General features: G+C 69.6%; 14 protein-coding genes. 8 read left to right on the top strand and 6 right to left on the bottom strand.

The annotated features are described in order from the left end of the window. The 5 genes from ACTHMF_RS00210 to ACTHMF_RS00230 all read left to right on the top strand — a co-directional run. Positions 1 to 72 (top strand): ribosomal protein L7/L12 (locus ACTHMF_RS00210; protein ID WP_440315822.1); only part of this gene is annotated, 72 nt, incomplete at its 5' end. Positions 73 to 318: 246 nt separating this feature from the next. Beyond that, on the top strand, positions 319 to 456 hold the full coding sequence (locus tag ACTHMF_RS00215) for a hypothetical protein (protein WP_314147689.1): 138 nt from the start codon (positions 319 to 321) through the stop codon (positions 454 to 456). Positions 457 to 543: 87 nt separating this feature from the next. Next, positions 544 to 1,194, top strand: a complete 651-nt coding sequence (locus ACTHMF_RS00220; protein WP_440315817.1) for a methyltransferase domain-containing protein — start codon at positions 544 to 546, stop codon at positions 1,192 to 1,194. 32 nt (positions 1,195 to 1,226) lie between these two features. Further along, on the top strand, positions 1,227 to 1,712 hold the full coding sequence (locus ACTHMF_RS00225) for a MarR family winged helix-turn-helix transcriptional regulator (protein WP_314147692.1): 486 nt from the start codon (positions 1,227 to 1,229) through the stop codon (positions 1,710 to 1,712). Between the two features lie 89 nt (positions 1,713 to 1,801). After that, entirely contained in the window at positions 1,802 to 3,040 is a 1,239-nt protein-coding gene (locus ACTHMF_RS00230; protein WP_314147693.1) for an MFS transporter, read from the top strand. Positions 3,041 to 3,301: 261 nt separating this feature from the next. On the opposite strand, the gene ACTHMF_RS00235 is transcribed toward ACTHMF_RS00230, so the two are convergent. From ACTHMF_RS00235 to ACTHMF_RS00255, 5 genes are all read right to left on the bottom strand, one after another. Beyond that, positions 3,302 to 4,312 carry a LacI family DNA-binding transcriptional regulator gene (locus ACTHMF_RS00235; protein ID WP_314147694.1) on the bottom strand — a complete coding sequence of 337 codons (1,011 nt, stop codon included), beginning with the start codon at positions 4,310 to 4,312 and terminating at the stop codon, positions 3,302 to 3,304. Between the two features lie 12 nt (positions 4,313 to 4,324). Further along, the gene (locus tag ACTHMF_RS00240; RefSeq protein ID WP_314147696.1) at positions 4,325 to 4,561 is read right to left on the bottom strand and encodes a hypothetical protein; all 237 of its coding nucleotides are present in this window, start codon (positions 4,559 to 4,561) and stop codon (positions 4,325 to 4,327) included. Between the two features lie 4 nt (positions 4,562 to 4,565). Continuing rightward, a complete protein-coding gene (locus ACTHMF_RS00245; RefSeq protein WP_314147697.1) occupies positions 4,566 to 5,480 on the bottom strand; it encodes a carbohydrate ABC transporter permease in 915 nt (304 codons plus the stop codon). Continuing rightward, positions 5,477 to 6,511, bottom strand: a complete 1,035-nt coding sequence (locus tag ACTHMF_RS00250; protein WP_440315818.1) for a carbohydrate ABC transporter permease — start codon at positions 6,509 to 6,511, stop codon at positions 5,477 to 5,479. The genes ACTHMF_RS00245 and ACTHMF_RS00250 overlap by 4 nt, the downstream gene beginning before the upstream one ends. An 80-nt stretch (positions 6,512 to 6,591) precedes the next feature. Further along, positions 6,592 to 7,878, bottom strand: a complete 1,287-nt coding sequence (locus tag ACTHMF_RS00255; protein ID WP_440315819.1) for an ABC transporter substrate-binding protein — start codon at positions 7,876 to 7,878, stop codon at positions 6,592 to 6,594. Positions 7,879 to 8,051: 173 nt separating this feature from the next. Here ACTHMF_RS00255 and ACTHMF_RS00260 point away from each other — a divergent pair, with 173 nt between their 5' ends. After that, positions 8,052 to 9,926 carry an ABC transporter ATP-binding protein gene (locus ACTHMF_RS00260; RefSeq protein WP_440315823.1) on the top strand — a complete coding sequence of 625 codons (1,875 nt, stop codon included), beginning with the start codon at positions 8,052 to 8,054 and terminating at the stop codon, positions 9,924 to 9,926. Between the two features lie 146 nt (positions 9,927 to 10,072). Next, positions 10,073 to 11,317, top strand: a complete 1,245-nt coding sequence (locus ACTHMF_RS00265) for an Nramp family divalent metal transporter (RefSeq protein ID WP_440315820.1) — start codon at positions 10,073 to 10,075, stop codon at positions 11,315 to 11,317. 87 nt (positions 11,318 to 11,404) lie between these two features. Here the strand turns inward: ACTHMF_RS00265 and ACTHMF_RS00270 are convergent, their stop codons facing one another. Then, complete coding sequence (locus ACTHMF_RS00270; RefSeq protein WP_314147701.1) at positions 11,405 to 12,073, bottom strand: metal-dependent transcriptional regulator; 669 nt, start codon at positions 12,071 to 12,073, stop codon at positions 11,405 to 11,407. Between the two features lie 82 nt (positions 12,074 to 12,155). Here ACTHMF_RS00270 and ACTHMF_RS00275 point away from each other — a divergent pair. Next, the coding region (locus tag ACTHMF_RS00275; RefSeq protein WP_440315821.1) for a pyridoxal-phosphate dependent enzyme at positions 12,156 to 12,346 on the top strand (191 nt) is incomplete at its 3' end.

Here is a 12,346-nt window from a genome sequence, read left to right on the forward strand (position 1 = left end):
GCCAACAAGGAGACCGCTGAGAAGGCGAAGGCCCAGCTCGAAGAGGCTGGCGCCACCATCACCCTCAAGTAGTCGACGCCCCATCGGGGCTCTTCTACGACAGGCTGACAGGCTCGTCTTCGTGTCCTAGGACACGTGCGCGACGCGGACTCCTCGCAAGAGAGTGTCCGCGTTGTGGAGGGCGTCGCCCCCGCTACGGGGCGACGCCCTCCGTGCGTTTAAGACGCACGGGCGCGGATGCTCACCATCCACCGCGTCCGATCACGCCTGCCCGCTTGATCGGTGTGCAAGGACGCACAACCGTAAGGAAGAACCACGATGAACAGATGGCGGCAGTACGCCTCCACGCTGCGCGGACTCGGGTCCGCGCTCCTGCACGGTGACGACCGCGACAGCGGCGCCCACCCGCCGGATCTGTACCGCAGGACCCTGCTCTACGACAGGTACCTGCGGTAGACCCACCACGAAGCGCCCCCGGCCACGGCCGGGGGCGCTTCCGCGTCCCGGCCCGGGGACCCGGAACGCCGGCCATACACTGGGCGGATGACCGACCTGGACGCGACCCGCGCCGCCTACGACATCGTCGCCGCCGACTACGCCGACCTGCTGCGCGACGAGCTCGCGGACAAGCCGCTCGACCGCGCGCTGCTCGGCGCGTTCGCCGAGCACGTCGCCCGCGACGGCGGGGGACCGGTCGCCGACCTCGGCTGCGGGCCGGGCCGCATCGCCGCGTACCTGGCCGGGCTCGGCGTCGACGTGCGCGGCCTCGATCTCTCCCCGCGGATGGTGGAGGTGGCACGCGCCGAGCACCCCGTCATCCCGTTCGAGGTCGGCAGCATGACGGAGCTGCCGTACGCGGACGGGTCGCTCGCCGGCGCGCTCTCCTGGTACTCGATCATCCACGTCCCGCAGGAGCTCCAGGCGGCGGTGTTCGCCGAGTTCGCGCGCGTGCTGAGGCCAGGCGGCCGGCTGCTGCTCGCGTTCCAGGTGAGCGAGGAGGCGGACGAGGACGTCGTGCACCTGACGCGCGCGTACGGGCACGACATCGACCTGCGCACCAGGAGGCAGCGTCCGGCCCGGGTGCGCGAGCGCCTGCTGGCGGCCGGGTTCGCGCCCACGGCCGAGCTCCTGCGCGAGCCGGAGGCGCCAGAGAAATCGCGGCAGGCCGTCCTGCTGGCGACCCGCGCCTCTTGATTTATATAGGTGAGCTATATAAAATGGTCGCCGTGCCCGAATCCCTGACCACAGCAGAAACCGATACCGCAGCCCTCCGGCAGACCCTCGGCGACCTCGTCGTCGCGAGCCACCGGCTCACCCGCATCGCGGCACGCGTCACCGGAAGCACCGAGTCGCCCGCCACCTGGCGCACCCTCAGCGTGCTGCAGAGCGCCGGCCCGATGCGCCTCGGCGAGCTCGCCACCCAGAGCCGCGTCTCGCAGCCCACGATGACCAAGATCGTCCGCAACCTCGTCGAGTCCGAGTGGGTCAAGCGCATCGCCGACACCGACGACGCGCGCGCCTGGCAGATCGCGCTCACCCCGAAGGGCGCCGCGGCGCTGCAGGACTGGCGGGACACCCTCGCCGACGCGCTCGTCCCGATGTTCGCCGACATCACCGAGGACGAGCTCGCGGCGATGACCCTCACCGTCCAGGTCATCGCGTCGCGCGCCGATCTCTCGGTCGCCGCCTCCGCCGCGCTCTCCGGTCGCTGACCGGTCGCTGACCGGCCGCTGACCGGCCGGCGCCCGCGCGCCCGGCGTCCACACCCATCCACCGAACCTTCAGGAGCCTCAGCCTTTCCATGTCCCACGAGAAACCGGACAACATTCTCAAGCAGCCCACCGCCGTCTGGGCCGTCGCGTTCGCGTCGGTCATCGCCTTCATGGGCATCGGCCTGGTCGACCCCATTCTCCCCGCGATCGCCAAGAGCCTGCAGGCGACGCCGACGCAGACCGAGATGCTCTTCACGAGCTACCTGCTGATCACCGGCGCCGCGATGTTCTTCACGAGCTGGATCTCCAGCCGGATCGGCGCCAAGCGCACGCTGCTGATCGGCCTCGCGCTGATCGTGATCTTCGCGCTGGCGGCCGGGCTCTCGCAGAACGTGGAGTCGATCATCGGCTTCCGCGCCGGCTGGGGCCTCGGCAACGCGCTGTTCATCTCCACCGCGCTCGCGACCATCGTCGGCGCCGCGTCCGGCGGGACGTCCGCGGCGATCATCCTCTACGAGGCGGCGCTCGGCCTCGGCATCGCGATCGGCCCGCTGCTCGGCGGACTGCTCGGCAGCTGGAGCTGGCGCGGCCCGTTCTTCGGCACTGCCACCCTGATGGCGATCGGCTTCGTCGCGATCATCACGATGCTCAAGAAGAACCCGGAGAAGCCGACGCCGACGAAGCTCTCGGCGCCGTTCCGCGCGCTCGCGCGGCCGGCGCTCGGCTTCCTCGCCGCGGCGGCCCTGTTCTACAACATCGGCTTCTTCGTGCTGCTCGCCTACACGCCGTTCGCGCTGGTGCCGCTCGGCGTCGAGGACGCGATCACGCTCGGCCTGATCTTCTTCGGCTGGGGCGTCGCGCTCGCGGTCACGTCGGTGTGGGTCGCCCCGCTGCTGACCGCGCGCCTGCCGCGCACGCGGGTGCTGTGGCTGGTGATGCCGCTGCTGGCGATCGACCTCGCTGCGGCGGGTCTGTTCAGCTCGTCGCTGGTCGCGCTGATCGTCTGCGTGATCGTCGGCGGTCTGCTCCTCGGCATCCTGAACACCGTGCTCACGGAGTGCGTGATGGAGGCCACGGACCTGCCGCGCTCGGTCGCGTCGAGCTCCTACTCCGGCGTCCGGTTCCTCGGCGGCGCGATCGCCCCGCCCGCCGCGACGCTGCTCGCGGACACCATCAGCCCGTCGACGCCGTTCTACGCCGGCGCGATCTCGGTGCTCATCGCCGTCGCGCTCGTGATGATCGGCCACAAGCACCTCAAGCGCGTGGATGCGCCGCAGGAGACGCAGCAGCAGGAGGCGGAGGTCCTGGCCGTCGCCGACGCCGACTGACGCCCCTCGCAAACGCTTCCGGAGTTCTTCACCCTCGCGCCCGGCGTGTTGCGTGAAGAACTCCGGAAGCGATGGCTGGAGAGACGAAGAGCCGCCCCGTTCCTAGGCAGGGCGGCTCTTCCCGTCACCGTCTAGGAGTTGGGAACGGACCGGCGATCGGCGCGCGATCGTGCCTACCCGAAAGGCGCGATCGGCCGGCGGCCGGCACTGTCATTATTTCAGACGAAACGCGTGTTCACGTTCACAACGCTCGCGGGCCGGTCATTTCGGGGGTCGCGCAGTGGAGCTGCGGACGACGAGGTGGGCGTCCGCGCGCACCGAGCGGGCCCGCGGTTCTGCGCCGCCGAGCTCGTCCAGCAGGATGCGGGTCGCCAGTGCACCCTGGTCGAACGGGCTCTGCGCCATAGTGGTCAGGCCGAAGCTCTCGGCATAGTCGTGGTCGTCGATGCCGATCACCGAGATGTCCTCCGGCACTCGCAGGCCGTGGTCGCCGGCCGCGAGAATCGCGCCGAACGCCATTTCGTCCGAACCGGCGAAGATGGCGGTCGGCCGGGGACCGGGTCGCTCCAGCAGCCGGTTCACCGCTGCGCGGCCCTCCGGCAGCGAGAACCCGCCAGGGATGACCCACTCGGGCCGCACCGGAAGGTGGGCCGTGTGCATCGCCTTCTCGAAGCCGCGCAGCCGGCCGAGCGGGACGTTGCTGTTCAGGCCCTCCTCGTCCTCCCCGCCGAGATGCGCGATCTCCGTGTGGCCGAGCGAGATGAGGTGTTCCGTCGCCGCTCGGGCGGTCGCCTTCTCGTCGATGCCGACGCTGCGCAGGCCCTTGACCGGCCCACCGACGACGATGGTCGGATGCCCGAGCGTCGCCAACTGCTCGCGCTCGTCCGCGGTGAAGTCCAGACACAGCGCGAGGAGCGCATCCGTTCGCTTGCGCAGGATGCTGCGGTGGAACACCCGTTCACGGTCGCCGCGGTGACCGCCCAGGTTGAACAGGATCATGTCGTAGCTGGCCGAGCGCAGCTCCGCGTCGACGCCCTCCAGCACCTGCGTGTAGAACCAGCGGCTCACCGACGGGACGACGACGCCGAGCGCGAGCGTTCTGCCGCTCGCGAGCCCCGACGCGCTCGACGACGCGACGTAGCCGAGCTCGTCGGCCGCGCGCCGCACCGCGGCGCGTGTCTTGTCGGAGACGTTCGGGAGCCCCCGCAGCGCGCGAGAGACCGTGGCCGTGGAGACTCCGGTCGCGCGCGCGACCTCCTCGATTCCTGCCATCGCCGTGCCCGGTCAGGAGTCCTGCCCGAGCCGCGCCTCCTCCGCCCGGTGGCGCGCCGTCAGGATGCGACGGCGCGCCTGCCAGAGCGCGATGAAGGCGAGGACGAGCGCGAGCGTCGTGAGCGCCCAGGCGAGCGCGGGCTGCCCGGTCAGCTCGCAGGCCGCGGTGATGATCAGGAACGCGACACCGAAGAAGCCGACGAAGCCGAGACCGACGTCGACGAGTTCCAGCGGATCGTTCCAGCGCATCCGTTCAGCCCTTCACTCCACCTGCGGTCAGGCCCGCGACGATCCGGCGCTGGAAGATGAGCACCAGGATGATCAGCGGCACGGTCACGATCGTACCGGCCGCCATGACGGCCGTGTACGGCTCCTGGTGCGGCTGGCTGCCGGTGAACGAGGCGATGGCCACCGTGACCGGCTGCGTCGCGTCGCTCGACAGCTGGCTGGAGATCAGGAACTCGTTCCACGAGGAGATGAACGCGAGGATCGCGGTGGTGAACACCGCGGGCGCCGCCAGCGGCAGGATGATCTTCCGGAACGCCTGCGCCTGCGTGCAGCCGTCGATCCGCGCGGCCTCCTCCAGGTCCCACGGCATCTCGCGGAAGAACGAGACGAGCGTGTAGACCGTCAGCGGCAGCGCGAACGAGATCTCCGGGATGATCAGCGCCTGGTAGGTGCCCATCCAGCCGATGTTCGTGAACAGCTGGAACAGCGGGGTGATGAGCGCGACGCCGGGGAACATCGAGGCGGCCAGGATGATCCCCAGGATGATGCCCTTGAACTTGAACTCGAGGCGGGCGAGCGCGTACGAGGCGAAGATGCCGACCACGAGCGAGATCGCCGTGACGCAGACGCCGATGAACAGCGAGTTCAGCAGCGCCTGGCCGAGGTGGTTGCCGAGGTTGGTCGACAGCGCCGTCACGTAGTTGTCCAGCGTCACGTGGGTGAACCACGGCGTGTTGTCGTTGGTGTAGCCGACGTCGCGGAACGACGTGACGACCATCCAGTAGAACGGCAGCAGGCACCACAGCACGATCACGATCGCCTGGACGATGGTGCGGATGCTCTGGTTGCGGTTGCGCGACTTGGTGCGGTTCTTGGTGCGCGTGCGGGGCAGGGCGTTCGCCTCCGCCGTTGCGGACGCGGGGCCGGCGACGGTGGTCATCCCTTCGCTCCCTTCGCTTGCGTCTCCTGTGTTCGCACCACGTTCGTGCCGAGGAACCGCACGAAGATGAACGCGACCAGGAAGATCAGGATGAACGTGATGGTGGAGAGGGCGGCAGCGCTGTTGAAGCCCTGCCTGATCTGATCGACCACGAGGATGGACAGTGTCGTCGTGGCATGGCCCGTTCCTCCGCCGCCGCCGGTGAGGATCTGCGGCAGGTCGTAGATGCGGAGCGCGTCGAGCACGCGGAACAGCACAGCGACCATGAGCGCGGGCTTCAGCAGCGGCATGGTGACCCGCCAGAAGCGCTGCCAGGTGGACGCGCCGTCCATCTTCGCCGCCTCGTAGACGTCCTCCGGGATGATCTGCAGGCCGGCCAGGATGAGCAGCGCCATGAACGGCGTCGTCTTCCAGGTGTCGGCGATGATCACCGCGAAGCGGGAGGCCCACTCGTCGCTCGTCCAGAGGATGTGCGTGTTCAGGATGGCGTTGGCGACGCCGGCGACCGAGAAGATGAAGAACCACAGCTTCGCGGTGACGGCGGTGGGGATCGCCCACGGGATCAGGATGGCCGCGCGGACGAAGCCGCGGCCGCGGAACGCGCGGTTCATGATGAGCGCGAACCAGAGGCCGAGCACGGTCTCCAGGACGACCGTGGTGACCGTGAAGAAGAAGGTGACGCCGACCGCACTCCAGAAGGTGGAGCCGAGGTTGCCCGGCGGGCAGCTGATGGTCTCGCCGTTCGGGCCGGCGCACTGCTGGAACAGCCAGTGGGCGTAGTTCTGGAAACCGGCGAAGCCGCCCTGCACGAACAGGCCGGTCGCGGGGTCGAGGCCGGCGTCCTTCTGGAAGGACATGACGACGGCGCTCACGATCGGGTAGCCGATGACGACGGCGAGCAGGATCAGCGTGGGGATGATCAGGTAGAAGGCCCAGCGACTCTGCTGGCGGCGGTTGTGCTTGACTCCGGCGCGCTGCTCTGGCGGCCGGTTCTTCGTTGATGACGGGGCGACGACGTTCGACGCTGACATGTGCTGCCTCCGGGAAACTGCAGTGGGTAGGGGGACCGGGCGGCGGGAGGGCTCCCGCCGCCCGGTGACCGCGACGGGCGTTACTGCCCGGAGCTGGCGGTCTTGATGGCCGACGCCATGTCCTTCAGTGCCTGGTCCACGGACTTGTCGCCCTTGAGGGCGGCGTAGGAGTTGTCCTGAACGGCCTTGGTGATGGCCGGGTAGAACGGCGAGACGGGACGCGGCACCGCGTTCTCGATCGACGTCTTCAGGGTGGACAGGTACGGCAGCTGCTGGTTCAGGCCCGCGTCGTCGTACAGCGACGAGAGGACAGGGGCCAGCGAGCCCTGCGTCACGAAGAACTTCTGGGTCTCCTCGCTCTGGAGGAACTTCAGGAATTCGAACGCGGTGGCCTTGTGCTTCGAGTACACGCTGATCGCCGCGTTGTGGCCGCCCAGGCTCGAGACGCCGGGCTTGTCGGCGGTGATGCCGGGAAGCGGAGCGATGCCGAAGGTGTTCTTGACCGTGGACGAGCCGTCGGTCTTGGCCAGGTTGTACACGTACGGCCAGTTCCGCAGGAACATCAGCTTGCCGGCCTCGAACGCCTGGCGGCCCTGCTCCTCCTGGTAGGTGATGGCCTCGGCCGGGATCTGCCCGTTCTTGAAGCCGTCCACCAGGCGGGTCAGACCCGCGTTGGCCTCGGAGCTGTCGACGGTGACGGTCTTGCCGTCGTCGCCGACGATGGTGCCGCCGTTGGTGTTGATGGCCTCGGCCACGTTCACGGTCAGGCCCTCGTACTGGGCGAACTGACCGGCGTAGCAGCCGATGCCCTTCGCCTTGGCGATGTCGCAGTCCTTGAGCATCTCATCCCACGTCTTCGGCGGGGTGGGGACCAGGTCCTTGCGGTAGTACAGGATGCCGCCGTCGGAGGTCTGCGGGGCCGCGTACTGCGTCCCGTTGTAGGTGCCCGACTTGACGGTCGGCGCCAGCAGCGCCGAGTTGTCCATCTTGAAGTCGCCCTTCAGCGGCTGGAGCCAGCCCTTCGCGGCGAACTCACCGGTCCACACGACGTCGACGTCGACCACGTCGTAGTTCGAGTCCTTGGCCTGGAAGTGCTGCACGAGGTCGTCGTGCTGCTGGTCGGCCTGGTCGGTCTGCTCCTTGAAGGTGACCTTCTCGTTCGGGTGGGCGGCGTTCCACTTCTCGATGAGCGGACGGACGACATTCGAGTTGTCCTTGCCCTGCACGTAGGTGATCGGACCCTTGCCGGTGAGGTTGGCGTTGGCGTCTCCGCCCCCGCTGCCTCCGGATCCGCCGCCGGTACATCCCGCCAGGGCCAGCCCGACCAGGGCCACACCGGCGATCACGGAGAGACGTGCTGCTTTCATTTCACTCCTCGTTGAGCTCTTGGTGCGAGCGCGGACGCGCCCGTCGACACCGTACCCCCACTCGTCTCGCCGCTGCAAGCGTTTACGTCAAGCGCTTGCATTGCGGTTCGGTCACGACGGGCCGCCCGCGATCGGACGAGACCAGCGGAGTTAGGCTGTGATCCGTGAGCGGGATGCGCGGGATGGGCGGAGGCGGGATGCGTTCGCGCGTCAGTGCGAGCGACGCGGAGGCGCAGAAGGCGCTCAACGCGACGGCGCCGAAGATCCCGCACCTGTTCCGCCGCATCGTGACGCTCTTCGCGCCGCACAGGATGGCGATCATCGTGACGATGGCGCTCGTCCTGATCGGTGCGGCGCTGTCTGTCGTCCCACCGCTGCTGACGCAGCGCGCGTTCGACGACGGCCTGTTCCCGAAGAGCGGCTCGCCGGACATGCCGGTGCTGATCGAGATCGTCGTGCTGATGATCGTGGTCTTCGTAGGCTCCGCCCTGCTCGGGGTGTGGCAGACGTACCTGACCGCGACGGTCGGCAACAAGGTGATGGGCGCGTTGCGGGTTCGGCTGTTCGCCCACCTGCAGTCGATGGAGCTGAGCTTCTTCACCAAGACCAAGACCGGCATCATCCAGTCCCGGCTGCAGAACGACGTCGGCGGCGTCGCGAGCGTGCTCACGAACACGATGTCCAGCATCCTCGGCAACACCGTCACGGTGATCGCGGCGCTGGTGGCGATGCTGCTGCTGAACTGGCAGCTGACGATCGTGGCCGTGATCCTGATGCCGATCCTGGTGATCGCGCAGCGCCGCGTCGGCCAGGTGCGCGCGCGGATCGCGACCAAGACGCAGGAGTCGCTGTCGGACATGACCGCGATCACGCAGGAGACGCTGAGCGTGTCCGGCATCCTGCTCTCCAAGAGCTTCAACCGGCAGGCGGCCGAGGTGGAGCGCTACTCCGGCGAGAACCGGAACCAGATCCGGCTGCAGGTGTCGCAGGCGATGAGCGGCCAGTGGTTCTTCGCGATGGTGAACATCTTCCTGTCCTCCATCCCCGCGATCGTGTACCTGGTCTCCGGCTGGCTGATCCTCAGAGGAGCGACGGACATCACCGCGGGCACGATCGTGGCGTTCACCACCGTGCAGGCGCGGCTGCTGTTCCCGCTGCTCGCGCTGATGCGGGTCGCCCTCGACCTGCAGACCTCCGGGGCGCTCTTCGCCCGCATCTTCGAGTACCTCGACCTGAAGCCGGCGATCGCGGACCGGCCGGATGCGGTGCCGGTCGACCCGGCGCGCGGGCTCGGTCGCATCGAGTTCGAGCACGTGGTCTTCCGCTACCCGGACGCGCGGGAGGGGGAGCGGAACACCCTCGACGACGTGTCGTTCGTGATCGAGCCCGGGCAGTTCGCGGCGTTCGTCGGGCCGAGCGGCGCCGGCAAGACGACGGTGTCGTACCTCATCCCGCGGTTCTACGACGCGACGAGCGGGCGCATCCTGTTCGGCGACGCCGACATCCGCGAGCTGCAGCAGGACTCGCTGGTCTCGCACATCGGCGTGGTCAGCCAGGAGACCTACCTCTTCCACGCCACGATCGCGGAGAACCTGCGCTACGCGCGGCCGGACGCGACGCAGGAGCAGCTGGAGGCGGCGGCCAGGCTCGCGAACATCCACGAGACGATCGTCGGCTTCCCCGACGGCTACTCCACGGTGGTCGGCGAACGCGGCTACCGGCTCTCCGGCGGCGAGAAGCAGCGCATCGCGATCGCGCGCGTGCTGCTCAAGGATCCGGAGGTGCTGATCCTGGACGAGGCGACGAGCGCGCTCGACACGATCTCCGAGCGTGTCGTGCAGCAGGCGCTTGACACCGCCTCCCGCGGGCGGACGACCATCGCGATCGCGCACCGGCTCTCCACCATCGTCGCCGCCGACGTGATCTTCGTGATCGACCACGGCCAGGTCGTGGAGCGCGGCAGCCACCGCGAGCTGCTGGAGCTCGGCGGCGTCTACTCCCGCCTCTACCGCGAGCAGACCGCAGCGGCCCTCACCCCCGAGCCGTAACCCGTCCGTCCCACCCGCCCCGCGACTGTGCCTGCCCGGTACGTCCGGGGGATGCTCGCGCACGGACAGTCGTCCCGAACGGGGACGATCGCGCGTCAGCGCGCGGTGTTAGGCTGGGCTAACATTCTGGTGAGGGAGGGCGAGGAATGGCGCTGGAGGTGCGGGAACGCCCGACGCGGGCCCCGCTGCGCCTGCTCCTGCTGCTCGGCCCCGCGTTCGTCGCGGCCATCGCCTACGTCGACCCGGGCAACGTCGCCGCGAACCTTACGGCGGGCGCCCGCTACGGCTACCTGCTGGTGTGGGTGCTGGTCGCCGCGAACGCGATCGCGGTGTTCGTGCAGTACCAGTCCGCCAAGCTCGGCATCGTCACCGGCCGCAGCCTGCCGGAGCTGCTGGGGGCGCGGCTCGGCACCGGCGCCCGGCGCGCCTACTGGGCGCAGGCGGAGCTGGTCGCTGCCGCCACCGACATCGCCGAGGTGATCGGCGGGGCGATCGCCCTCAACCTTCTGTTCGGCCTGCCGCTGCCGCTCGGCGGCCTGATCGTCGGGATCGCGGCCATCGGCATCCTCGCCGTGCAGTCCCGGCACGGGCAGCGGCCGTTCGAGGTCGTGATCTGCGCGCTGCTCGGCGTGATCGCCGTCGGCTTCCTGGCCGGGCTGGTCGTCAGCCCCGTGGACTGGGGCGCGGCGGCGGGCGGCCTGGTCCCGCGCTTCGACGGGGCGTCGACCGTGCTGCTGGCCGCGAGCATGCTCGGCGCGACCGTGATGCCGCACGCGATCTACCTGCACTCCGCGCTCGCGCGCGACCGGCACGGGCTGAGCGGGGACGCCGGCCGCGTGCGCACCCTGCTGCGGGCGACCCGGCTGGACGTGCTGCTCGCGCTCCTCCTGGCCGGCGCCGTGAACATCGCCATGCTGCTGCTCGCGGCGTCCTCGCTCTCCGGTATCGACGGCACGGACAGCATCGCGGGCGCGCACGCCGCGATCAGCGCCGCGCTCGGGCCCGTGATCGGCGCGATCTTCGCGATCGGCCTGCTGGCGTCCGGCCTCGCCTCCACCTCGGTCGGCAGCTACGCGGGCGCCACGATCATGGGCGGCCTGCTGCGGGTGCGGGTGCCGCTGCTCGCGCGCAGGGTGGTCACGCTCATCCCGGCCGTCGTGATCCTTGCGCTCGGCGTCGACCCGACCTGGGCGCTGGTGCTCTCGCAGGTGTTCCTGAGCCTCGGCATCCCGTTCGCGATGATCCCGCTGTTGCGGCTGACCGGATCCCGCGCGGTGATGGGCGAGCGGGCGGACGCGACGTGGGTGCGCGTCGCCGGCGGTCTGGTCGCGGCGCTCGTGGTCGTTCTGAACCTCGCGCTCGTCGTCCTCACCCTCACCGGAGCGGCCTGACCCCCGCTCCCGCCCGCCGAGTGGCAGGTTCATGTCACTTTTCGCGGCGAGTAGTGACATTAAGGCGCCGCTCGGCGGGCGGAGGGATCAGCGGGCGGCGACCCAGACGGCGGAGGCGGCGGTCGCGCCGAGGACGAGCGGCTCGCCGCCGACGCGCACGGTGACGTCCCCGGCGAACTCGCGATGCTCGTCCACCGTGACCAGCGCATCCAGCCCGAGCCCGCGCTCGGCGAGGTAGCGCAGCACGGCCGGGTCGGCGTCCGAGATGCGGACGATCGTGAGCGGGACGCCGGTGTCGGCGGAGAGCAGCGGCACCGCCTCCGGACGGCGCGGCGTGCCGTCCGCGGTCGGGATCGGGTCCCCGTGCGGATCGCGGGCCGGGTAGCCGAGCCGGCGGTCGATGCGGTCGACCAGCTCGTCGGAGACCGCGTGCTCGAGCACCTCGGCCTCGTCGTGGACCTCGTCCCAGCCGTAGCCGAGCTCCTCCACGAGGAACGTCTCGATCAGCCGGTGCCTGCGCACCATCGCGACCGCGCCCAGCCGCCCGGCCTCGGTCAGCTCGATGCCGCCGTACGGCTCGTGCACGAGCAGCCCTTGGTCGGCGAGCCGGCGGATGCCGTCGGACACCGTGGCGGCGCGCACACCCATCCGCTCGGACAGCTGCTTGACCGTGACGGGATCGCCCGCCCATTCGGTGGCCGACCAGATGATCTTCAGGTAGTCCTGGGCCACGGGGGAGAGGTCGGACACGGGCATGCAAGCGATTCTAGGCGGCGGGCGCGGATGCGCGGAGGTAACAGAGGCCGCCCGCCGCGGCCGTCCTGTTACGGTGGAGCCCGTGAAGTACGCAGAGACCATCACTGACTTGGTCGGCGACACCCCTCTCGTGAAGCTCAACAGGCTGACCGACGGGATCGCGGCGACGGTGCTCGTCAAACTCGAGTACCTGAACCCCGGCGGATCGTCGAAGGACCGCATCGCCTCCCGCATCATCGACGCTGCGGAGCAGGAAGGGCTGCTGAAGCCCGG

Origin of the sequence: Leifsonia sp. (assembly GCF_051955155.1) — a bacterium.
Classification (GTDB): Bacteria; Actinomycetota; Actinomycetes; order Actinomycetales; family Microbacteriaceae; genus Leifsonia.

Coding starts and splice junctions, on each gene's coding strand:
- ACTHMF_RS00265 (WP_440315820.1), top strand. CDS start 10,073: ATGGCGCTGGAGGTGCGGGAACGCCCGACGCGGGCCCCGCTGCGCCTG.
- ACTHMF_RS00250 (WP_440315818.1), bottom strand. CDS start 6,511: ATGTCAGCGTCGAACGTCGTCGCCCCGTCATCAACGAAGAACCGGCCG.
- ACTHMF_RS00230 (WP_314147693.1), top strand. CDS start 1,802: ATGTCCCACGAGAAACCGGACAACATTCTCAAGCAGCCCACCGCCGTC.
- ACTHMF_RS00270 (WP_314147701.1), bottom strand. CDS start 12,073: ATGCCCGTGTCCGACCTCTCCCCCGTGGCCCAGGACTACCTGAAGATC.
- ACTHMF_RS00215 (WP_314147689.1), top strand. CDS start 319: ATGAACAGATGGCGGCAGTACGCCTCCACGCTGCGCGGACTCGGGTCC.
- ACTHMF_RS00245 (WP_314147697.1), bottom strand. CDS start 5,480: ATGACCACCGTCGCCGGCCCCGCGTCCGCAACGGCGGAGGCGAACGCC.
- ACTHMF_RS00220 (WP_440315817.1), top strand. CDS start 544: ATGACCGACCTGGACGCGACCCGCGCCGCCTACGACATCGTCGCCGCC.
- ACTHMF_RS00255 (WP_440315819.1), bottom strand. CDS start 7,878: ATGAAAGCAGCACGTCTCTCCGTGATCGCCGGTGTGGCCCTGGTCGGG.
- ACTHMF_RS00240 (WP_314147696.1), bottom strand. CDS start 4,561: ATGCGCTGGAACGATCCGCTGGAACTCGTCGACGTCGGTCTCGGCTTC.
- ACTHMF_RS00235 (WP_314147694.1), bottom strand. CDS start 4,312: ATGGCAGGAATCGAGGAGGTCGCGCGCGCGACCGGAGTCTCCACGGCC.
- ACTHMF_RS00260 (WP_440315823.1), top strand. CDS start 8,052: ATGCGCGGGATGGGCGGAGGCGGGATGCGTTCGCGCGTCAGTGCGAGC.